General features: G+C 30.7%; 19 protein-coding genes and 2 other annotated features. Of the genes, 15 read left to right on the top strand and 4 right to left on the bottom strand.

Annotation, left to right across the window (positions count from 1 at the left end; translation table 11 throughout):
- Positions 1-454 precede the first annotated feature (454 nt).
- On the top strand, positions 455-2,167 hold the full coding sequence (locus J2Z42_RS06545) for a methyl-accepting chemotaxis protein (RefSeq protein WP_209701849.1): 1,713 nt from the start codon (positions 455-457) through the stop codon (positions 2,165-2,167).
- Between the two features lie 61 nt (positions 2,168-2,228).
- Here the strand turns inward: J2Z42_RS06545 and J2Z42_RS06540 are convergent, their stop codons facing one another.
- Both J2Z42_RS06540 and J2Z42_RS06535 read right to left on the bottom strand, forming a co-directional pair.
- Positions 2,229-4,067: a serine hydrolase gene (locus J2Z42_RS06540; RefSeq protein ID WP_209701848.1), complete on the bottom strand. Its 1,839-nt coding sequence runs from the start codon at positions 4,065-4,067 to the stop codon at positions 2,229-2,231.
- Between the two features lie 99 nt (positions 4,068-4,166).
- A complete protein-coding gene (locus J2Z42_RS06535; protein ID WP_439897317.1) occupies positions 4,167-4,562 on the bottom strand; it encodes a hypothetical protein in 396 nt (131 codons plus the stop codon).
- Between the two features lie 536 nt (positions 4,563-5,098).
- Here J2Z42_RS06535 and aroF point away from each other — a divergent pair.
- From aroF to J2Z42_RS06480, 11 genes are all read left to right on the top strand, one after another.
- Positions 5,099-6,133: a 3-deoxy-7-phosphoheptulonate synthase gene (aroF, locus tag J2Z42_RS06530; RefSeq protein WP_209701846.1), complete on the top strand. Its 1,035-nt coding sequence runs from the start codon at positions 5,099-5,101 to the stop codon at positions 6,131-6,133.
- 33 nt (positions 6,134-6,166) lie between these two features.
- Positions 6,167-7,027, top strand: a complete 861-nt coding sequence (locus J2Z42_RS06525) for a prephenate dehydrogenase (protein WP_245331519.1) — start codon at positions 6,167-6,169, stop codon at positions 7,025-7,027.
- A 21-nt stretch (positions 7,028-7,048) separates the two neighbouring features.
- A complete protein-coding gene (aroA, locus tag J2Z42_RS06520) occupies positions 7,049-8,317 on the top strand; it encodes a 3-phosphoshikimate 1-carboxyvinyltransferase (RefSeq protein ID WP_209701845.1) in 1,269 nt (422 codons plus the stop codon).
- Between the two features lie 27 nt (positions 8,318-8,344).
- Positions 8,345-9,436 (top strand): chorismate synthase, encoded by a 1,092-nt coding sequence (gene aroC / locus J2Z42_RS06515; protein ID WP_209701844.1) that lies wholly within the window; start codon positions 8,345-8,347, stop codon positions 9,434-9,436.
- 5 nt (positions 9,437-9,441) lie between these two features.
- Positions 9,442-10,290 (top strand): prephenate dehydratase, encoded by an 849-nt coding sequence (pheA, locus tag J2Z42_RS06510; RefSeq protein WP_245331518.1) that lies wholly within the window; start codon positions 9,442-9,444, stop codon positions 10,288-10,290.
- Between the two features lie 248 nt (positions 10,291-10,538).
- Positions 10,539-11,942 (top strand): branched-chain amino acid transporter BcaP, encoded by a 1,404-nt coding sequence (gene bcaP / locus J2Z42_RS06505; RefSeq protein WP_209701842.1) that lies wholly within the window; start codon positions 10,539-10,541, stop codon positions 11,940-11,942.
- Positions 11,943-12,003: 61 nt separating this feature from the next.
- Positions 12,004-12,199 (top strand) — a binding site (T-box leader).
- A gap of 55 nt (positions 12,200-12,254) precedes the next feature.
- Positions 12,255-12,449 (top strand) — a binding site (T-box leader).
- Between the two features lie 118 nt (positions 12,450-12,567).
- Positions 12,568-14,118, top strand: a complete 1,551-nt coding sequence (locus J2Z42_RS06500) for a 2-isopropylmalate synthase (protein ID WP_209701841.1) — start codon at positions 12,568-12,570, stop codon at positions 14,116-14,118.
- A gap of 52 nt (positions 14,119-14,170) precedes the next feature.
- Positions 14,171-15,436 (top strand): 3-isopropylmalate dehydratase large subunit, encoded by a 1,266-nt coding sequence (gene leuC, locus J2Z42_RS06495; protein ID WP_501039602.1) that lies wholly within the window; start codon positions 14,171-14,173, stop codon positions 15,434-15,436.
- A 2-nt stretch (positions 15,437-15,438) separates the two neighbouring features.
- Complete coding sequence (gene leuD, locus J2Z42_RS06490) at positions 15,439-15,933, top strand: 3-isopropylmalate dehydratase small subunit (protein WP_209701839.1); 495 nt, start codon at positions 15,439-15,441, stop codon at positions 15,931-15,933.
- Complete coding sequence (gene leuB / locus J2Z42_RS06485) at positions 15,930-16,994, top strand: 3-isopropylmalate dehydrogenase (protein ID WP_209701838.1); 1,065 nt, start codon at positions 15,930-15,932, stop codon at positions 16,992-16,994. Before leuD ends, leuB begins: the two co-directional genes overlap by 4 nt.
- 128 nt (positions 16,995-17,122) lie before the next feature.
- Complete coding sequence (locus tag J2Z42_RS06480) at positions 17,123-18,835, top strand: methyl-accepting chemotaxis protein (RefSeq protein WP_209701837.1); 1,713 nt, start codon at positions 17,123-17,125, stop codon at positions 18,833-18,835.
- Between the two features lie 71 nt (positions 18,836-18,906).
- Here J2Z42_RS06480 and J2Z42_RS06475 read toward each other — a convergent pair whose 3' ends face one another.
- A complete protein-coding gene (locus J2Z42_RS06475; protein ID WP_209701836.1) occupies positions 18,907-19,551 on the bottom strand; it encodes a bifunctional 2-keto-4-hydroxyglutarate aldolase/2-keto-3-deoxy-6-phosphogluconate aldolase in 645 nt (214 codons plus the stop codon).
- Between the two features lie 81 nt (positions 19,552-19,632).
- The gene (locus J2Z42_RS06470) at positions 19,633-20,427 is read right to left on the bottom strand and encodes an IclR family transcriptional regulator (RefSeq protein ID WP_209701835.1); all 795 of its coding nucleotides are present in this window, start codon (positions 20,425-20,427) and stop codon (positions 19,633-19,635) included.
- 262 nt (positions 20,428-20,689) lie between these two features.
- Here J2Z42_RS06470 and J2Z42_RS06465 point away from each other — a divergent pair, with 262 nt between their 5' ends.
- From J2Z42_RS06465 to J2Z42_RS06455, 3 genes are all read left to right on the top strand, one after another.
- The gene (locus J2Z42_RS06465) at positions 20,690-21,379 is read left to right on the top strand and encodes a GntR family transcriptional regulator (protein WP_209701834.1); all 690 of its coding nucleotides are present in this window, start codon (positions 20,690-20,692) and stop codon (positions 21,377-21,379) included.
- 172 nt (positions 21,380-21,551) lie between these two features.
- Entirely contained in the window at positions 21,552-22,601 is a 1,050-nt protein-coding gene (gene uxuA / locus J2Z42_RS06460; protein WP_209701833.1) for a mannonate dehydratase, read from the top strand.
- A gap of 12 nt (positions 22,602-22,613) precedes the next feature.
- Positions 22,614-24,230, top strand: a complete 1,617-nt coding sequence (locus J2Z42_RS06455) for a mannitol dehydrogenase family protein (protein WP_209701832.1) — start codon at positions 22,614-22,616, stop codon at positions 24,228-24,230.
- Positions 24,231-24,268: the final 38 nt, after the last annotated feature.

Here is a 24,268-nt window from a genome sequence, read left to right as displayed (position 1 = left end):
TTTGTTTGGTACAAAATACCTCAATGCTATAATGGGCATACCCACTAAAATCTACTGGTAAATTTCAATTCAGAGTTCAGGGAGGCATTTCAATTATTCTCATTTAAAACTCTTACACCAGGTGAGTTTCTCTCTTGAAATTTGTAATAATTTACTTATTCCCATCTTCACAATATATATAATGTTTAATTGATACCTCATACATTATATGATTGATTCTATAATATGTCAATATAGACGAAGAACATGGATTAAAAATATAAATTAGGAAATAAATATTAAAATTTCAATATAATCATATGATAAATAGAAAATTATAAGTAAATTGTTATAAAATTAATAAATTTGCTCTATTAATATATGATTGTGCCATGATATAATTATAAAATCAGTGTTGCTATTATTATACATATTTAACAAGCTAAAAATTTATATACTAAAGGAGGATTGCATTATGAAATTATTGGAAAATTTAAAAATATTTAAAAAACTTATGATAGCATTTATTGTAGTAACAATATTTACAGTTATAGTTGGTGCTGTATCTATTATCAAAATTGGTAAAATAAATAGAAATATAAATAATATGTATAATGTAGATTTGAAAGGTACAAACATTCTTCAAGGATTGAAAACAAATTTAATGACAATAAGAGGAGATTTGCTTATTTCAATTGATCCAACAAATAAGGATAATTTGAAAAGTATATTAGATGAAATTAAAAGTCAGACAGATAAAGATACCAAACTAATGTCAGAATATAAAGCTACCATAGTAACTGAACAAGATAAAAAATTATTTGGACAATTTGAGCAATATTTGGAAAATTGGAGAACTTCAAGGCAAAAGGTTATTGATTTAGCTAAACAGGGAAATTACTCGGGTGCAAAAGAAGAGTTTATTAAGTCGGAGTCATATAGGGCAAAAATGATTTCTATACTTGATGAAGATATAAATTTAAATGTAAAATTAGCTTCGAATGATTATAATGACAGTGTGTCACAGTATAAATCTTCATACATATTTGTAAGCTTGACTATTTTAATTATTTTAATCCTTTCAATTTTAATTGGAATTATCATGGCAAAACATATTACAAAACCACTTTTAGAAATTAAAAGAATGGCAGAGAAACTTGCCACATTTGACTTTTCTACAAGAATTGATGTAACACGAGAAGATGAATTCGGACAAGCTATTAAGGCACTTAATGTATCGCAGGATAATGTTTCAAATTTAATTAAAACTATTATGGAAAACTCTGATGAAATGAGCAGTTCAAGTGAAGAATTATCTGCAACTTCAGAAGAAATTTCATCTAAATCAGAAGAAATCAATAACTCGGTAAAAGTTATAGCAAGCAGTATACAGGAAACGGGTGCCACATCAGAGGAAATAACTGCATCTATAGAAGAAATTGATTCAAGTGTAAATGAACTATCTCAAAAAGCTATGGATGGAAGTAACAGCGCTAATAAATCCAAAGAAAGAGCTATTGATGTACAGAACAAAGGAAGGTCTTCCATACAAATTACACAAAAATTATATGAAGAAAAGAAAGAAAAAACATTAAAAGCTATAGAAGATGGAAAAGTAGTAGAAGATATAAAGACAATGGCAGGCACTATTGCAAGTATAGCAGAGCAGACAAATTTGCTTGCACTTAATGCAGCTATTGAAGCTGCAAGTGCTGGTGAGCATGGCAAAGGATTTGCAGTAGTGGCAGAAGAAGTAAGAAAGCTTGCAGAAGAGTCTGCAAAAGCAGTTACGGGAATTCAAGATACTATAGAAAAAGTAAATGAAGCTTTCTCTAATTTATCAAATACTAGTAATGAGGTGCTGACATTTATACATAATGAAGTTAATCCACAACTTGAAATGTTTGGAAACATGGGAAATGAGTACTATAATGATGCTGAGTTTGTAAGTAAAATGTCGGAAGAAATAGCATCTATGTCAGAAGAATTGGCTGCGACTATTGGTCAGGTAAGTGAAGCTATACAAAATATGTCATTAAATGAGCAAAAGTCATCGGAAAATGCAGAATCAATACAGGAAGGTATTGATGAGTCTCAAAAAGCTACAGAACAGGTAGCCATAACAGCTCAAAGCCAGGCTGAACTAGCACAAAGACTGAATGATTTAGTACAGAAATTTAAAATTTAAGATAATATAGAAAAATGCATTAGATTTATCTGATGCATTTTTCATATATTTTCATATAGGATTATTTAATTTTATCGGCATGTACATTTTCACCTGACTGTGATAATTCAAATCCTGTAACTTGATTTTTATTATTTATATCGAATTTTAGTTCAGCATTCACAATTCTCATGAAAAATTTGTTCTGTGATTCTGGAAAAATTTCATATTTTACCTGGCCGTTATTTTGTTCCCAGTAAATATGGGTATCTTTCGCTTCTATAGATATTTCACCTTGATTGTCATCAAGTTTGTAATTCCCAGCATATTTTTTCAATGTATCATTATCAACTTTTACCACTCTTTTTGCTGATGGAAGCTCATAGCTATTTCCAGAGCATATATCTGCCAGAACATTTGTAAGTGAGGTTACATCGTAGTAACCGGAATTTGTAAGTATAATTATTGTTAAATCTTTGTCTGGATATCTCTCTATATTACTTGTAAAACCTAATACATTACCTCCATGAAAGATTTCTTTTCCATATTTGCTGTCGGATAACATCCATCCATAACCGTAATAAGGTCCATATTTTGAAATTTGTACATATTTGGAGAAGATTTTTTTCATTGTTTTATTGTTTACTAATTTTTCTGTATATAATGCTCTGTCCCATTTATACAGGTCTTCTGTTGTTGAATATAAAGCACCTGCACCGTAGAGACCATTGATTGATACTTCATCGCTAACAGGGTATATATCCAAGTATCCAGTATAACCTGTAGATGTATATAGTTTGTCTGTTCCATTATAACCTATACCTGTATTTTTCATATCGAGTGGTTCAAAAATATTTTTCTTAAGATAATTTTCATAGCTCATTCCACTTACTTTTTCAACTATATATCCTAGTAAAAAATACCCTGAATTAGAATAACTGAAAACACTTCCCGGCTTAAATTGAAGTGGTTTATTTTTAAATAAATTAATTATATTATTTTCATTTTTTAAATCATTTATTTTCATATTCCAGAATTCTGGCAGATTAGTATAATTTATAATACCGGAAGTATGGGTTAGAAGATCCTTTATTGTTATCTCATTTCCCCTTGGAAAATCAGGAATAAATTTAGATAAAGTATCATTTTCAGTAATAACACCTTTTTGGACTAACTGCATAATTGCCATAGCAGTAAATTGTTTTGTCATTGATGCTATAGGAAATGTAGTTTGAGGTGTATTTTTAATATTTTGTTCAAAGTTTGTCATTCCATATCCTTTGTCAAGAAGTATATTTCCACCTTGAGCTACAAGTACACTGCCGTGAAAATTATCAGTATTTTGTAGTGTATTTAAATAAGTATTTAATTTTCCTGAAATATCATTATAACGACCTGATAATTGAGAATTGTTAAAATAATTTTCAGTATTTTTATATACAGTGTTTATTTTAACTGTGTTTGTATCATTATTCCAATCTACTGTTTTATTTAATATTTCGCTTATGAATTGAATAGGTACGAAAGCTATATTATCTTTAATAGTAGAAGCAGAAGATAAAGTAATAACTTTATCATTTATAGTTACTTTATTATCGCCATTTTTGAAATTTATTGTATTTGAGCTATCCTTTATTGTTACATTACCATTTTCTATCTTCATAGTTGGATTATTCTCAAGTTTATAAATTATTGCATTTAGAGGAATCATAACTATGGAGTTTGAGCTTATATAGGGTTGTACATATTGGGACGGCATTATAGTACCATCAATATTTACAGCTATAGAAGTTTGCTTTGATGCAGCAACAGAAGTCGTTTTTGGCGCTGTAGTGGTATTTGGCTGTGCGTTTACAATGAAAGCATTTGAACATGAAATAAAAATAGATATCAATATAGCCGAAAATATTCTTCTAATCACTTAAATCACCCTTTCTTAATTAAAATATAACATTAATGTATAAATAAACATTATCATAAATATTGGAAAGTTAAAAGAACATTTTTGCAATCTATTAATTCATGATCTTCCTTTAAATGTTGTTTTACAATTCTTACATGTTATGGTGATTTTGCCTTTATGTCTTGGGACTCTCATTTTAAGAGAACAATTTGGACACTTAAATATTTTATAATATCTACGTTGATTAATTGAATTTGTAAGTCCGGCAAATTTATTTGTTATAGGTGCGATAAAATTTTCGTAAGATTGAAGTTCATGATACCTTTTATATTTATTTCTTGAAAAGCATCTCCAGGTACCATATATTATACATACAAATCCTAATGGAGAACTTCTCCTGAAAATTGAAAGTATTATACCTGCAATATATAAATGTTTTGAAAGTTTATCAAATCCATAAGAATCTCTAAAATAATATGAAAGTTTATTTAAAAGATTATTCAAACGTATCACTCCCTATAATATAATAGTTTTTATAGTATTTATATAATTATACATTATACAGTATTATTTCAGAATTTGGGTCATCAAAAATAAATTAATAAAAATTTTAGAATTTTATATTGACATAGAAAATTAAACTGATATAATTATTGACAAGGATAAACGAAATTTGGAGGATTATTTATTATGAAAAATATCATTGGAAAGGGAATTGAAAAATTAAACAAAAACTTTTACTTTGAGTTTAGTTTTAGCTGGGGCTATTATTATTTTAGTGCTGGTTATTTTTTCTATAAAAAAATATTCAATTCGTTTCTAATGAGAAGATTAATAATTATAAATGCGTGATGTGTACTTAGAGTATATATCTTAAAACAGTAATTAATGTATTTTAATTAGCAGGACTCATTAGGAGCCCTGCTTTTTTAGTTTTATATCAATTTATAATCCGGAGTATAAATTGATTTATATAAAGTAATATTAAAATGAAAGAGCTCTTTTAAAGGTACAAATTAAAATAAAATTAAGATGGGAGAATATTAACTATGGTAATTATAATGAAACCACATGCACCAAAGGAAGAGATTTTAGTATTAAAGGGAAAATTAGAAAATCAAGGTTTTCAAGTAAGTGTAACTGATGGAGAGAATTATTGCGTTATTGGATTGATAGGTGACACATCAAAAGTTGAGGTGGGAAAAATTCAGGCAAATGAATATGTGGAAAAAGTACTAAAAGTTCAACAAAGTTATAAATTGGCAAATAGATTATTTCATCCAGAAGATACAGTTGTTGATATAAATGGTGCATCTATAGGTGGAAGTAGTGATTTAGCAGTTATTGCTGGACCTTGTTCTGTGGAAAGCGAAGAACAAATAGTTGAAATTGCAAAGAGTGTAAAGAAAAGTGGGGCAAAATTTTTACGCGGCGGTGCATTTAAACCAAGAACTTCACCATATAGTTTTCAGGGGCTTAAAACTAGAGGACTTGATCTTTTAAAGACAGCAAGAGAAGAAACTGGATTACCAATAGTTACTGAGATAATGTCTCCGAATATGATAGATAAATTTGTTGAAGATGTAGACATAATACAAGTAGGGGCTAGAAATATGCAGAATTTCGATCTATTAAAAGAACTTGGAAAAACAAGAAAACCAATATTATTAAAAAGGGGACTTTCAGCTACTATAGAAGAGCTTTTAATGTCTGCTGAATATATAATGTCAGAGGGAAATGAAAATGTAATACTTTGTGAAAGAGGAATAAGGACTTTTGAAAATTATACTAGAAATACTTTGGATTTAAGTGCAATTCCTGCAATAAAGAAATTAAGTCATTTGCCAGTAATAGTTGATCCAAGTCATGCTGCAGGGTTATGGTGGATGGTAGAACCACTTGCTAAAGCTGCAGTAGCAGTTGGGGCTGATGGACTTATAATAGAAGTTCATAATGATCCTGAAAATGCATTGTGTGATGGACAGCAATCTATAACTCCAAAAAGATTTGAAAATTTAATGTGTGATATAAATAAATTAGTAGGAGCAGGAGTAAGACCTGTGTATAGCTCTGCTAATGTATAAAATTATATCTTAAAAAATATTGGAGGAAAATTAATGTTGGAGGATTGTGACTTTGATTTTAAAATAGCTATTGTTGGTTTGGGGTTAATAGGTGCCTCTTATGCTATGGCATTAAAAAAGTTAAATGCTAAACATATAATTGGAATAGATAAAAATTCTGAAACTTTAAATAAGGCTCTTCATATGGGAATAATAGATTCTGCATATGATGAGCCAGGTAAATATCTAAAAGATGTGGATTTTGTCATAATAGCTCTTTATCCAAATGATACTATTAATTTTATAAAAGCAAATATTCAAAATTTTAAGACAAATGTAATTATAACAGATACTTCTGGAGTAAAAGAGATGGTTATGAATTCTGTTGACTCTTTTTTGCCTCAGAGTATGCAGTTTATAGGGGGACATCCTATGGCTGGCAGGGAATACAAAGGCATAGAATATGCTGACGAAGATATATTTAAAGGTGCAAATTATATAATAACTCCTAGCAAAAGAAATAAAAAATCCAGTATTGATTTTGTAGCAAATATGGCAATGAAATTTGGATGCAAAAATGTCGAGTATATATCTCCACATGAACATGACAGTATGATTGCGTATACAAGTCAGCTTCCGCATGCTATAGCAACTGCGCTTATGAATCAAAATATTGATAAAAAGTATTTTGAATTATTTATAGGGGGAAGCTTTAAGGATGCAACCAGAGTAGCATTTATTAATTCTAAATTGTGGACTGAACTTTTTACTATGAATTCAGATAAATTAATTGATGAAATAGAAAAATTTAAAAAGTCATTGGATAGAATTAAAGATGATATTGAAAATAATAATACAGTTGATTTAGAACAATTTTTTAAAAATAGCTCAACTTTGAGAAAAAAAATCAATTAAATTGAAATAAGGAGACATGAAATGAATACTGTTGTAATTCATCCTCAAAAACTTAGCGGAAATATAAAAGTTCCATCATCAAAAAGTGGATGCCATAGAGCTATTATTTGTGCAGCTCTAGCTAAAGGGAAAAGTACTATAAGAAATATATACTTTTCCCAGGACATATTAGCTACTTTAAATGCAGTAGAAAGTTTAGGAGCTGTAGTTGAAAAATATGATGAATACGTAATAATAGAAGGCAATGAAAATTTATATGCTAAGAATAAAAATATAGATTGCGGAGAAAGCGGTTCTACTTTGAGATTTATAATTCCACTTGCTGCAACTATAGGTGAAGAAATTATTTTAACAGGCAGGGGAAAATTGGTAGAGAGACCACTTGACGTTTATTATAACATATTTAAAAATCAGAATATCTATTATAAAAATTCTCTTGGAAAGCTGCCACTTACTGTAAATGGAAAATTAAAGCCAGAAGTATACAAGGTTAGAGGAGATATAAGTTCACAATTTATAACAGGACTTCTTATAGCACTTCCATTACTTAATGGTGATTCTGAAATAGAAATCACTACTAAACTTGAATCCAGGCCCTACATAGATATAACATTAGATGTTTTAGAAAAATTTGGAATAGAAATAAAACATTCGAATTACAAAAAATTTATAATTCATGGCAGCCAAATATATAAAAATTGTGATTATACTGTAGAAGGAGATTTTTCTCAAGCAGCTTTTTTACTTACAATGGGAGCACTTGGAGAAAGCTTGATCTGCAGCAATCTTAATTTAAGTTCATACCAGGGGGATAAAGCAATAATAGATATACTTAAAAATATGGGATGTAACATAGAGATTAGTGAAGATTCTATAATTGCATCACAATCTGAAACTAGTGGAACAGTAGTTGATGCAGCACAGTGTCCTGATTTAGTTCCTGTTGTTGCAGCGCTGGCTTCTGTAAGCAGCGGGACAACTGAAATTATAAATGCGGGAAGACTTAGAATAAAAGAATCAGATAGATTAAAGGCTATAAGTTCGGAATTAAATAAAATTGGGGCAGATGTAGTAGAAAAAACTGATGGACTTATAATAAAAGGGAAGAAAAATCTTAATGGTGGTAGTGTGTCAAGTTTTAACGATCATAGAATTGCGATGTCACTTGCGGCAATTTCATCAAAATGTACAGATACGCTTACTATCCATGGTGCGAATTGTGTAAAAAAATCTTATCCTGGATTCTGGAATGATTTTGAAAAGTTAGGCGGAGATATAGAAAAATTTTAATAAATTAAAAACGATAGGAGATTTTTTATGAGTGGAATGTTTGGAAACAAAATTAAACTGTCGATTTTTGGAGAATCTCATGGAAAAGCTATAGGAATCACTATAGATGGTTTAAAATCGGGAATTAAGCTAGATTTAGATTATATAAGAAATGAGATGAAAAGAAGAGCTCCGGGGACTAGTGAATTTACGACTCCACGAAAGGAAACAGATGATTTTGAAATACTAAGCGGATATTTTAATGAAAGAACTACAGGTACACCGCTTTGTGCAATTATAAAAAATAGTGATACACATTCCAGGGACTATGAAAAAACAAAAAATCTTTTGCGTCCTGGACATGCAGACTATACTGGCCTTGTAAAATATAATGGATTTAACGACTACAGGGGGGGAGGACATTTCTCGGGAAGAATTACGGCACCTCTTGTATTTGCTGGTGCTATATGCAAAAGTATACTGGAAAATAACGGAGTATTTATAGGAAGTCATATAAAATCTATAGGAAATATCAGTGATGATTTTAAGAATAAAAATTTATTCAATCCTGTTTTGGTAAATAAAGATATTTTGAAAAAACTTTCCAGAGACAAATTTCCTGTGATAGATGAAAAATCAGGCAAAGATATGAAAAATTGTATTTTGGAAGTAAAGAAGCAGGGTGACTCAGTAGGTGGAATAATAGAAACTTGTATTGCAAATGTTCCTGCAGGTGTAGGTGATCCTTTCTTTGATTCTGTAGAAAGTGTGATTTCCCATCTGTTGTTTTCTGTTCCAGCTGTTAAGGGAGTTGAATTTGGAGAAGGATTTAATATGACTACTATGAATGGTTCTACAGCAAATGATGAGTATTACTTAGAAAATGGTGTTATAAAAACTAGAACTAATAATAATGGTGGAATTTTGGGCGGAATTACAACTGGTATGCCTATAGTTTTTAAGACTGCAATAAAACCAACAGCATCAATTTCAAAAAGTCAAAATACTGTTGACATAGAAAATATGAAAGATTCTCTAATTGAGATACAGGGCAGGCATGATCCTTGTATAGTACCAAGAGCAATTCCCGTGGTAGAAGCTGTTGCTGCTATAGGTATATTTGATATGATGGATTGGTGATGATTTTGGATAATTTAAAAAATTCTTGTAATTGTAATGTCGGCTTTTATGGTGTGGAGGCATCTTTTAGCCATGAAGCTCTTCTTGCATATTTCGGAAGAAATATTAATGCTATAAGTTGTAATGAATTTAAAGATGTATTTGATGCTCTAGAAGAGGGAAAAATAAAGTATGGAGTTGTTCCTATTGAAAATTCGTCAACAGGAGGTATACTTGAAGTTTATGATTTATTAAGAAATTATGGATTTTACATAGTGGGTGAAAAATGCGTTAAAATAAATCACAATCTGCTTGGAGTAAAAGGTACCAAATTAAGCGACATAAAGGAAGTTTATTCCCATAGCCAGGCTTTCCTTCAAAGTAAGAAATTTTTAATGGAACATAAAAACTGGAGCATGATACCTTATTTTAGTACAGCTATGAGTGCTAAGTATATAAGCGAGTCTAAGCTAAAGAGCAGGGTGTGCATAGCAAGTAAGAAAGCAGCTGAGCTATATGGACTTTCTATATTAAAGGAAAATATAAACTATAATAAAAATAATTATACTAGATTTATAATCATCGGAAAAAGTAATAATATAAGTGAAGAAATGGATAAAATAAGCATAGTAATTACAGTCAGTCATAAAGTTGGAAGCTTGTATGATATACTAAGCTATTTTAAAAATAATAATTTAAATATGGCAAAAATAGAATCAAGACCAATTATAAATGAGCCATGGAGATATTTTTTTTACATAGATTTTTATGGAAATGTTCTTGATAAAAATGTAAAAGATGCTTTAGAGGGCATAAAATCGGATTGTCAGTATTTTAGATTTATAGGAAATTACAAAACAGATTGTGAATTATAATCCTTCAATAATAAAGTCTCATAATTGTTTATATTATGGGACTTTATTAATTATATGAATTTTATGTACTATCATTATTCTAAAAAGTTTATTAAATTTATTACATTATCAATTTTACCTATAAAAAATATATAAGTAGTAAAAATAACAATGAAAAAGTATTGATTTTAATTTAAAATGGTAGTATTATATTTAAAACATACAATTTATTTAATATTTTTAAAAAATATACAGGGGGATTATATGTTATGAATATTTTTAGAACAAAGCCAATAGATTCTCTCATAGAAGAGACAAAAAATGATGGCGGCTTAAATAAGGTACTGGGTACTTTTGGACTTACCATGCTTGGAATTGGAGCTATAGTTGGTACAGGTATATTTGTATTAACAGGTGTGGCGGCGGCAAATTATTCTGGTCCTGCACTTGTAATTTCATTTATTATAGCAGGTATTGCATGTGCATGTTCTGCACTATGTTATTCGGAATTTGCAGCTATGGTTCCTGTAGCTGGAAGTGCTTATACTTATGGATACACTGCATTGGGAGAATTTTGGGCATGGATTATAGGATGGGATCTTGTGCTTGAATATGCTTTTGCAATTGGTACGGTATCTATTGGATGGTCAGGATATATGGATAATATACTTTCATCTTTTGGAATAAATCTTCCTCATAGCATATTGACTACACCATTTGAAGGAGGAATTATAAATCTACCTGCAGTATGCATAATTGCAGTTATAACATTTATTCATGTTATAGGTGTAAAGCAAAGTACAACTGTAAACAATATAATAGTTGTAATAAAATTAGCGGTTGTAGTTATGTTTATAGCTCTTGGAGTAAATCATGTTAATACTGCAAACTGGCATCCATTTATGCCTTATGGTTTTGGGGGAGTTGTACAAGGAGCATCTGTAATATTCTTTGCTTATATAGGATTTGATGCTGTATCTACAGCAGCAGAAGAAGTTAAAGATCCTCAAAAGGATTTGCCAAGAGGAATTATATTATCACTTATTGTATGTACTGTACTTTATATTGCAGTGTCTGCTATTTTAACTGGAATGGTACCATATTTAAAGTTTAAGACTACAGCTGCTCCTGTAGCTTTTGCGCTTCAAAGTGTTGGATATCATTGGGGAGCTGCACTTGTTTCAGTGGGTGCTATCTGCGGACTTACTTCAGTGCTTATTGTCATGATGTTTGGACAGACTCGTGTACTGTTTGCAATGTCAAGAGATGGACTTCTTCCAAAAATGTTCGGTCATGTTAATAGAAGAACCAAAACTCCAGTTAGAAGTACACTTTTAGTAGGTGTTGTAACCTCAGTAGTAGCTGGATTTTTACCTATCAATATTGTATCTGAACTTACTAATATAGGAACATTATGTGCCTTTATGATAGTAGCTGCGGCAGTTTTGGTTTTAAGAAAGAAAGATCCTGAGAGAAAAAGGGCATTCAAGTGTCCATGGGTTCCTACAATTCCAATTTTAGCTATAGTATTTTGTGCAGCACTCATATACAAACTTCCATATGTAACTCAAATTAGATTTGTAATTTGGCTTATATTAGGTCTTATAATTTATTTTGGTTATGGTTACAAGCACAGTGTTATTACAAATGATGTAGATAATAAAAGTGCTTAAAATATTTTTATTAGGGTATTGACATGCTATTTATTTTATATTATACTTAGTATAAATTTTATTAAAAACGTTGATAGGAAAAAGTAAATTTATACTATTTTAAAGCGAATGAGGGATGGTGGAAACTCATAAATAGTGTAGGTTGAAGCTCATCCTTAAGTTGCAGGCTGAAATAATAGTAAGCTGTGCCGGTGCAGACCGTTATATAATTGAGTAAATAATTTGGGTGGTACCGCGACAGATCCATCGCCCCAGAGCGATAAGATCTGTTTTTTTATATCTAAAATTAATCTATATAAGATAAAAGTAAAATTAAAAGCTGTGACAGGAAAAAGTAAATTTACGTTATTTTAAAGCGAGTGAGGAATGGTGGAAACTCATAAATAGTGTAGGTTGAAACTCATCCTTGAGCTGCAGGCTGAAATAATAGTAAGCTGATCCGGTTCAAACCGTTATATAATTGAGTAAATAATTTGGGTGGTACCGCGGCATCTTTTCGCCCCAAGCGAGAGGGTGTTTTTTTATACTTAAAAATCAAAGAAAATATTTTATCTGGCCAGGTAAAAAATTAAAGATTAAATAAAATGAAAATTCATAATTATAAGTAAATTAGGAGGAATTTAAAATGAATGATAATAAAGTTTATATATTTGATACTACTATGAGGGATGGAGAACAAACTCCAAGAGTCAATTTAAATATGAAGGATAAAATAGAAATTGCAAAACAGCTTGAAAAATTAAATGTAGATGTTATAGAAGCTGGATTTCCAATAGCTTCTCAAGGTGATTTTGAAGCAGTAAGGGCAGTTGCAAAAGCTGTAAAGAAGCCTGCTATTGTAGCACTTTCAAGGGCAGTAAAAAAAGATATTGATAGAGCATGGGAAGCCGTGAAATATGCAGAAAAACCAAGAATTCACACTTTTATAGCAACATCTGATGTTCATATGAAATATAAATTGAAAATGACACCAGATCAGGTTTTTAAACAGGCAGTTGATATGGTTAAATATGCAAAATCTATCTGTCCTAGTGTTGAGTTTTCACCGGAAGATGCAAGTAGAACTGATCCACAATTTTTATACAAGGTGCTTGAAGGTGCTATAGATGCAGGTGCCGATATAGTAAATATACCGGATACAGTTGGTTATGATATTCCAGAGGAATATGGGAAATTTATTAAGGGTATAAAAGATAATGTGCCTAATATTGATAAAGCTATTATAAGTGTACACTGTCATGATGATTTGGGAATGGCGGTTGCAAATTCTATAGCAGCAGTAAAAAATGGTGCAAGGCAGATTGAATGTGCAGTTAATGGAATTGGAGAAAGAGCAGGAAATGCTGCACTTGAAGAAATTGTAATGGCAATTAAAACAAGGGAAGATTATATTGGATGTAAGACAGATATTGTAACTACAGAGCTTGTAAAAACAAGTAAACTTGTAAGTCATGCAACAGGCATGGATATTCCAAATAATAAATCTATTGTAGGAGCAAATGCTTTTGCACATGAAGCAGGAATTCACCAACATGGAATGCTTGCTTGTAGTTCAACTTATGAAATTATGACTCCAGAGTCTGTAGGGTTTAAGAAGAGCACTTTAGTTATTGGTAAACATTCTGGAAGGCACGGCTTTGCACAGCACTTGAAAGAACTTGGTTATGATAATTTGAGTGAGGATAAAATAAATGAAGCTTTTAAGAAATTCAAGGATTTAACTGGAAAGAAAAAGATAGTTTCTGATGAAGACATTGAGACTATAATGAATCATGAAATATTCCAGGTACCAGAAGCATATGATTTGAAGTATTTTCAGTTTTCAAGTGGAAATACTACAGTTTCAACTTCTACTGTAGAGATTGAATATAAAGGAAAGACTATAAGAGAAGCTTCTTGTGGTGATGGACCTGTAGATGCGGCTTTTAAAGCTATTGAAAAGGTATCAGATATGGATTTGAAGCTTAAAGATTATTTAATAAAATCAATTGGAAGTGGAAAAGATGCTATAGGAGAAGTAACTGTAAAAGTTGAAAATAATGGAAGAATTTTTACCGCTAAAGGTATGAGCACAGATGTTGTTGAAGCTAGTGCAAGAGCTTTCATAAATGCAATAAATAGAATTGATTATGAAATAAACAATGTTTCAGACAAAATTCAACCTGAGCGAGTCTGATTTACATGTAATAAATTATAATATAAAAATTAACGTTAGAGCATGGGAGGAAATAAAAATGGGAATGACTATGACGCAAAAAATTTTAGCACAGCATTGTGGACTTGATAGCATATCAGCTGGACAATTAATTAACTGTAAACTGGATTTGGTTCTTGGAAATGATATAACAACTCCAGTTGCTATAAGAGAATTTCATAAAACGGGATTAAAACAGATTTTTGATAGGAGTAAAATTGCAATAGTACCGGATCATTTTGTACCAAACAAGGACATAAAATCTGCTGAACAATGCAAATGTGTTAGAGAATTTGCAAGGGAAAAAGATATAGAAAATTATTTTGAAGTTGGACAGATGGGTATTGAACATGCGCTGCTTCCAGAAAAAGGACTTGTAGTTGCAGGAGATGTAGTTATAGGAGCAGATTCACATACCTGTACTTATGGTGCTCTTGGTGCTTTTTCAACTGGAGTTGGAAGTACAGACATGGCAGCTGGTATGGCAACAGGTGAAGCTTGGTTTAAAGTACCTCCTGCAATCAAATTTGTATTAAAAGGAAAACTTTCTAAATGGGTAAGTGGAAAAGACCTTATTCTTCATATTATAGGTATGATAGGAGTTGATGGTGCCCTTTATAAATCTATGGAGTTTACAGGAGAAGGAGTAGCTAGTCTTTCAATGGATGATAGATTTACTGTTACAAATATGGCAATTGAAGCTGGAGCTAAAAATGGAATCTTTGAAGTAGATGATAAAACCATTGAGTATATGAAAGAACATTCAAAGAAAGAATACAAGGTATATAGTGCAGACAAGGATGCTGTATATGAGAAAACAATAGAGATAGATTTGTCAGCTATAAAACCAACAGTGTCTTTTCCACACCTTCCTGAAAATACAAGAACTATTGATGAAGTTGGTGATATAGCTATAGATCAAGCAGTTATAGGTTCATGTACAAATGGAAGAATAAGTGATTTGAGAATAGCAGCTAAGGTTATGAAAGGCAAAAAAGTAAATAAAAATGTGAGAACTATTATAATTCCTGCAACCCAGAATATCTATCTACAGGCTATGCATGAAGGACTTATTGAAATTTTTATAAAAGCTGGAGCGATAGTTAGTACCCCAACTTGCGGCCCATGTCTTGGAGGTTATATGGGAATACTGGCAAAAGGCGAAAGGGCAATATCTACTACAAACAGAAATTTTGTCGGAAGAATGGGAGATCCGGAAAGTGAAGTATATCTGTCAAGTCCGGCGGTAGCAGCTGCTTCTGCAATAACCGGAAAAATTTCATCACCAGAGGAGGTATAAAGATGATAGATGGAAAAGTAATTAAATATAAAGATAATGTAGATACAGATGTTATTATACCGGCTAGATATTTAAATACAAGTGATCCAAAAGAATTGGCATCTCATTGTATGGAGGATCTAGATAGTAAATTTAGTGAAAAAGCAAAAGAAAAATCTATAATTGTGGCAGGAAAAAATTTTGGTTGTGGTTCTTCAAGAGAACATGCTCCAATAGCTATAAAAGCATCGGGAATTGGCTGCGTAATTGCAGAGAGTTTTGCAAGAATTTTCTTCAGAAACTCTATAAATATTGGACTTCCTATAATGGAATGTGCTGAAGCAGCAAGGGATATAGAGAATAATGACAAAGTATCTGTAGATGTTACTACTGGAATTATAAATAATATAACTAAAGGAAAGACCTACAAGGCAGCAGCTTTTCCTGAGTTTATGCAGAAAATTATAGATTCGGATGGGCTTATAAATTATGTTAAAAAGGAAGTGTCAAACAGGTGAAGATAGCAGTTATAAAAGGAGACGGAATTGGAAAAGAGATAGTTACAGAAGCAATAAAGGTGTTAAAGGTTATTTCTGATAAATATAAGGTCAATTTTGACTTTCAGGAAGTACTGCTTGGAGGAGAAGCTATAGATAAAACAGGAGGACCAATTCCACAGGAAACTATAGATGTTTGCAAAAAAAGTGATGCAGTACTTCTAGGTGCTGTAGGAGGTCCAAAATGGGATCATATACCAAGCAATTTGAGACCTGAAGTTGGACTTTTAGGTATAAGAAAAGCGTTAGGGGTATTTGCAAATTTAAGACCTGCTATTCTATTTCCACAGCTTAAAGAAGCTTCAAATTTAAAACCGGAAGTTCTCGGAAATGGACTGAACATTATGATTGTAAGAGAACTTATTGGTGGACTTTACTTTGGAGAGAAAAAGAGAATTGATATAGAAGGTGGACAAAAGGCCTGGGATACTTTGGTTTATTCGACTCCAGAGATTGATAGAATTGCTAGAAAAGCATTTGAAATTGCAGGCAAGAGAAATAAAAAACTAACCCTTGTAGATAAGGCAAATGTGCTCGAAAGTTCAAGGTTATGGAGGGAAACTGTAACTGAAATTTCAAAGGAATATAGCGATGTGGATTTAAATTATATGTATGTAGACAATGCTTGTATGCAGCTTATTAGAGATCCAAAACAGTTTGATGTAATTGTTACAGAAAATACTTTTGGAGATATTTTAAGTGATGAAGCATCTATGCTTACAGGTTCATTAGGAATGCTTCCATCTGCAAGTGTTGGGGACGGAAAAGTTGGAATTTATGAACCTATACATGGTTCTGCACCTGATATTGCGGGACAGGATAAGGCAAATCCAATTGCTACAATTATGAGCGCGGCTATGATGCTCAGGTATAGTTTCAATATGAATGAAGCAGCTTCTGATATAGAAAATGCTGTATCAAAGGTACTTGATGATGATTATAGAACTCCTGATATAATGGAAATTGGTAAAAAATTAGTTGGCACTAAAAAAATGGGAGATTTGATAGCAAAAAATATTTAAAAAATATGAAAAATGAGCAGCTAAAATGTAAATTTTAGCTGCTCATTTTCGTGTAAATTTTGTATAAATATAGAAAAAAGTATAACATTAGTGTTATTATATAATTATAGTAAAAAGGAGGACACAACATGGAAACATTTAAAAAAATCAAAATTAAAAATAGATTAATAACATCATTTTTGATAGTTGCTTTGTTGATTTTAGTAGTGGGAGCTATTGGAATATCATCTCTTAAAAAAGTTAATTCCAATTCTAGAAGTATGTATTCTTACAATTTGCAGAATGTATATACCTTATCTGTTTTAAAACAAAATTCTGTGGAAAATGAAAATTATATTCTACAGTTAATTTATATGAAGGATATGTCTAAAAAGGCGCAATTGGAACAGCAAATTCAGCAGAATTCTTCACAAAATGCTGAAAAGATTCAAAAATTCAGCAGTGTAAATATGACTGAAAGTGAAAAGAAAATCTGGACAAAGTTTTTAAGTGAAAGAAGCAGATATTCAAGCATAAGAGAAGGAGCTATTGAATATATAAATAATAATGATGTACAAAATGCAGTAAAACAGTATAGTTTTATGTCTAATATAAAAAGTGATATGTTCAAAAGTCTTGACGAACTTATAAAAATTAATGATGATACTGCAAAAAATGCCGATACCAATAACTATCTGGTATATATCAGATCAAGAACTATAATGATTATTTTTATATTGATAGGGTTATTATTGGCAGTAATAATAGGAATTTTTATGGCTAATTATATTAATGTTCCGCTTAATAAAATAAAGAAATTTGCAGAACTTCTTTCAGAATATAATTTATCTTATAAATGGGAAATTCAAAGAGGAGATGAGTTTGGACAGTCAGGTGAGGCTCTTCATAAAGCTCAAGATAATATTAAAAATATTATAAAAACAATTACAAGTGATTCTGAAGATATGAGTGCTGCAAGTGAAGAATTATCGGCTACATCAGAAGAGCTAAGTGCAAAGTTTGAAGATATAAATCAATCTACAAGTGAGATAATAAAAGCTATAGTTGACAATAGTGATTCATCTGAAAAAATTAATGCATCTGTAGAAGAAATAAACGCTAATGTTAATGAATTAACTGATAAAGTTTTGGAATCAAATAATTTATCAAGTGAGGCCAAAGGTAGAGCTATTGAGATAAAAAGCAAAGTTAAGTCTTCTATAAAAGAAAGCAAGGAATTATATGAAGAAAAACAAAATAATATACTTAAATCTATAGAAGATGGTAAGGTAGTAGAAGACATAAAAGTCATGTCACAAACTATCGCAAGTATAGCAGATCAAACTAATCTGCTTGCATTAAATGCAGCAATTGAAGCAGCGAGGGCAGGAGAACAAGGTAAAGGTTTTGCTGTTGTAGCAGATGAGGTAAGAAATCTTGCAGAACAGTCGGCAGAAGCGGTAACTGGTATTCAGGATACTATAGAAAAAGTTCAATATGCATTTAAAAATTTATCTAATAATAGTAACGATATATTGAAATTTATACAGGAGAATATGCTTGAGAAGTTTAAATATTTTAGCAGTATTGGAGATAAGTATGAAAATGATGCTGATTATATAAGCAATATGTCAGGTGAGATAGAGTGTATGTCAAAACAACTTTCTGATACAATAAATGAGGTAAGTCAAGCAGTACAAGCTATGACTGGAAACTCTAAGGAATCATCTGAACATACTAATATAATAAAGGATAGTGTGGATGAGGTAAATAAAGCTATGGAGCAAGTAGCTGCAACTGCTCAAAATCAAGCTGAAATGGCTCAGGCTTTAAATGAAATGGTTCAAAAATTTAAAATGTAAAGTAAATTAAAAGGTATGTTATGAATTGCAGCATAACATACCTTTTAAAATTAGAAAATGTATTATATAAATTAACGTCTTGCGTCTTTTACTTTTTGTACAAACTGTTTAGCGGTTTCAGTTATTTTGCCATACTCTCCAGTTTTTGCTCCACCAGTAAGTTTTCCACCTACTCCAACAGCAATACAGCCATTTTTTATCCACTGGTCTACATTATCCAAGCTTACTCCGCCTGTAGGCATAATAGGAACTTGTGGAAGAGGTGCTTTTATACCTTTTACTATACTTGGACCATAAGCACTTCCAGGAAATAATTTTATTACATCTGTTCCAGCTTCCATTGCTCTTACCATTTCAGTTACGGTCATGCAGCCTGCCATATAAGGTATTTGATATCTATTGCAAAGTTTAGCGGTTCCTAAATCAAAATCAGGACTTACAATGTACTGGGCGCCTGCGAGTATTGCTATTCTTGCAGTTTCACTGTCTAAAACTGTTCCAGCACCTACTATTAATTCATCTTTTGAAAATTTATTTTTTAAAGAAGTTATTACTTTATCTGCACCAGGTACTGTAAATGTAACTTCAATTGCAGGTATGCCGCCGTCTATACATGCTTTGGAAATTTTTTCAGCAATTTCTGGAGTTTCAGCTCTTACTACAGCTACAACACCTACTTCTTCGATTTTTCTTAAAGTTTCAATCTTTTCAATCATTTTTTATATCTCCTTAATTAAACTTATTTTATAATTAATTAAATATCATATGTTCCATTATACAGAACATTATTCCATATATCAAGATATAAAACCAAGCAATTTACTAATTTGTTTTGATATTAAGAATAAGTCTTCCCTGTACTCTAATAAATTATCAATTGTTTTAAATATTATTACACAAGATACACTTATAGTTGCAGCTATTTCGCGTTTAGAATTAAAAATAGGAACTGCAATGCAGATAATTCCATCTTCATATTCAACTTTATCTAGGGCATATGAGTTAGTTTTTACTGCATGAATATCATCTAGCAAGTCATTTATATTTTTAATTGTATTATCGGTATATTTTACAAAATCAATATCTTTCAAAATGTTTTTTATTTTTTCATCAGAAAATTGAGAAAGTAGTAATTTACCTGAAGCTGTACAGTAGATAGGGGCTTTCTTACCTATTTTTGATGACATACTTATGCTTCTATTTGAATTGCTGGGAGATATTTTATCTATATAGATTATATTTTTAAAAGATTCATCTGGAATACAGAGGTGAGCTACTTCACCAATTTCATTTACAAATTTGCTTATATAAGGTTTAGATATATGTATTATATCCATATTACCTCTTATACATGAAGATAAATAGAGTATTTGAGTTCCAAGCATATATTTGTCATTATCCTTTATCTGAATTACATATTCCTTATGTTTTAAAGTTGAAAGTAATCTATGAACCGTACTTTTACTTAATCCAACATATTTTGAAAGTTCTCCGATTCCACATCCATTAGGAAATTCACTTAAAGCGTTTAATATATCAAGTGCTCTTTCAACTGATTGGACTAAATTCGTATTTCCCGAAGTATTATTCATTATGCTTCCTCCACTAATTATATAAAAATAATATATATAATTATAACACTTTTAATTTTAAACAAAATCTTTTTTACTCACAAAATCTTTTGTAGATACTTCAATTATCTTGCCTGGTATAAAAGTACTGGAATTATCTTTTTACTGCTTTAAGTATGCAAGATATTATATTAATTAAAAAAATATCTATTTTATAGTATACTAGTATATGAGCTTTAAATAATAAAGCATAATATTGATTTTTGTTAGAGGAGTGCTAAGAATGTATTTACCAAAGAGATTAGACAGAGAAAATGGAAAGGAATATGCATACAGAGTTTTAAAAGATAATATTATGTCTCTTGAACTTAAACCGGGGCAGAGCATTAGTGAAACTGAGTTAGCACAAGAATTAGGTATTTCAAGAACTCCTATTCGTGAAGTATTAATGAAATTAAAAGAGGAACATCTTATTGAGGTAAAGCCTCAAATTGGGACTTATGTATCGTTAATAGATAGAAGACTTGTTGAAGAAGCTTTTTTTATGAGATATCATCTTGAAAAAGAAGCTATGAAACTTGCATGTACTAAATTTCCTGAAGATAAATTAATTGAACTTGAAAAAAGTTTGATGTCTCAAAGGCTTATAGCTGGAAAACAGAAACGTGAAATAGAATTTCATAAATTAGATATTGAATTTCATGGTATAATATTTTCTGGTGTTAATCTAGAAGAGGTTTGGAATGGAATATTGAAGATAAGTACACATTATAATAGATTACGATTAATAGCTGAAATTAAATATTCAAATTCAATTACTATAGAGCAGCATGAAAAGTTTGTTGAAGTTATAAAAAATAATGACTTTGAAAATGCTCAGTCACTTGTAACAGATCATCTTGAAAAGCCTAGAAAAGGCTGGAAATATATTTTTAATACTGATTCTGAATATAAGGACTATTTTAAAGAGTAAATAAATTTTATAGTGATAGTTTATAATTTATACTTAAAAAATAAAAATTATCACTATTGACTATTTTTATTTTGTATGCTAGTATACAAGTATACAAAATAAAAACATTTACAATTTAAATATTCTGAAATATAGTATAATATGAAATTTGACATGAAAGGAGATATTTAACATGGAAATGACATTTAGATGGTATGGTGATGATGACAAAGTTACTCTTAATCAAATAAGACAAATACCTGGAGTAACTGGTGTTGTATCGGCAATATACGACGTACCAGTAGGTGAAGTTTGGCCTATGGAAAAAATATTAGCACTAAAAAAGAAAGTAGAAGATCATGGGTTAACTTTAAAAACAATTGAAAGTGTTCCGGTTCATGAAGATATAAAAATGGGACTTAAGACAAGGGATAAACTTATAGCTAATTACTGTGATAACTTAAGAAACTTATCAAAGGCAGGTATAAAAGTAGTATGCTATAATTTTATGCCAGTATTTGATTGGACAAGATCCAATTTAAATTATGAATTAAAAGATGGTTCTAAAGCACTTATATATAAGAAAGAAACTGTAGATAAAATGGATCCTTTAAATGGAGAGTTATCACTTCCAGGATGGGATGAAAGTTATACAAAAGAAGGTCTAAAGGATTTATTAAATCAATATAAAAATATTAGCGAAGAGGATTTATGGAATAACTTGAAATATTTCTTGGAAAGAATTATTCCTGTTGCAGAAGAGGTAGATATTAAAATGGCAATACATCCCGATGATCCACCTTGGCCAATATTTGGACTACCAAGAATAATAACAAGCAAGAAAAATCTTGATAGGTTTGTACATTTAGTTGATAGTCCTAATAATGGAATAACACTTTGCTCAGGTTCACTTGGACCAGATCCTAATAATGATATACCAGATATGATACGTTACTTTGGAAGCATGGGAAGAATACACTTTGCTCATACAAGAAATATTAAAATTACAGGATATAAAAGCTTTGAAGAAGCAGGACATAGAAGTGAAGATGGTTCGCTTGACATGTATGAAATTATGAAGGCTTATCATGATATAGGATTTGATGGACCAATGAGACCGGATCATGGACGAATGATATGGGGAGAAACAGGAAGACCTGGTTATGGGCTTTATGACAGAGCTCTTGGAGCTGTTTATTTAAATGGAATATGGGAAACCCTTGAAAAGGAAGATAAAAAATAGAGGTGGAGTTATATGTTAAATTTAAATAAAGAAAATATAAAGAAAAAGGATGAATGGAGTAAAGCAAATATAAGTTTACCTGAATTTGATTATAATGAAATGTGCAAAAAAACTATTGAAAACCCAACATGGGTACATTTTGGCTCAGGAAATATATTCAGAGGATTTATAGCAGGACTTCAACAGAAACTTTTAAATTCAGGCAAAGCCGAAACTGGAATTACAGCTGTGGAGACCTATGATTATGAAATTATAGATAAAATATATACACCATATGATAACTTGAGTTTGCAGGTAATTATGAACCCTGATGGAAAATTAGATAATACTGTTATTGCAAGTATCGGAGAGAGTATTGCTGCAGATACAGAAAGGGAAGAAAACTGGAAAAGATTGAATACGATATTTTCAAAGCCTTCACTTAAGATGGTAAGTTTCACCATAACTGAAAAGGGATACAACTTAAAAAGTTTATCTGGAGAATTTACAGGTGAAGTAAAAAATGATATTAAAAATGGTTTAATTAAGCCAAGTAATGTCATGGCTAAAGTTGCATCACTTTTATATACAAGATTTAAAGCAGGAGAGCTTCCAATTGCAGTAGTCAGTATGGATAACTGCTCACATAATGGAGAAAAACTATATAATTCCATCAATACAATTGCAAATGAATGGGCTAAAAATAAATTAGTTGAAAAAGAGTTTGTTAGTTATATAAATAATGAAGATAAAGTTACATTTCCATGGAGCATGATAGATAAGATTACTCCAAGACCATCAAGTAAAGTTAAAGAGTCACTTAATTCAATTGGATTAAGTGATATCGATCCTATCATAACAGGCAAAAATACTTATATAGCACCATTTGTAAATGCTGAAAGACCAGAATATCTTGTTATTGAAGATAGTTTTCCAAATGGGCGTATAGCACTTGATGAAGCTGGAGTATATTTTACAAATAGAGAAACTGTAGAAAAAGTTGAAAGAATGAAAGTATGTACATGCCTAAACCCACTTCATACAGCTATGTCTGTATTTGGATGTGTACTCGGATATAATCTTATTGCAGATGAAATGAAGGATGATTGTATAGTAAAACTTATAAATAAAATAGGATATGAGGAAGGCATGCCGGTAGTTACTAACCCTGGAATACTTGATCCAAAAGATTTTATAAAAGAAGTTATAGGTGTAAGATTGCCAAATTCATATATTCCTGATACACCACAGAGAATAGCAACAGACACATCACAGAAAGTTGGAATAAGATTTGGAGAAACAATTAAAGAATATGTAAAAAGAGAAGATTTAGATGTAAAATCACTTAAATATATACCACTTGCTATAGCAGGATGGTGTAGATATATGCTTGGAATAGATGATAATGGTGAAAAATTTGAAGTTAGTTCAGATCCACTTTTAAAAACTTTAGAAAAGTATTTATCTGAAGTAAAAGTCGGAACGGAATACAAGAAAGGAACTTTAAGACCAATACTTTCAAATAAAGACATATTTGGTTCAGATCTTTATGAAGTTGGACTTGGAGAAAAGATTGAGAATTATTTTGCTGAAATGATTGCAGGAGTAGATGCAGTTAGAAATACACTCAAAAAATATTTGAATTGTTAATGAAATTAGATTTATATAAAAAGTAGACATTTTTGTTA

The sequence above is a fragment of the Clostridium algifaecis genome, from assembly GCF_017874415.1.
Taxonomy (GTDB): Bacteria; Bacillota; Clostridia; order Clostridiales; family Clostridiaceae; genus Clostridium_B; species Clostridium_B algifaecis.
Note: the sequence above shows the minus strand (reverse complement) of the source record. Positions and strands in the feature narration are given on the sequence as shown.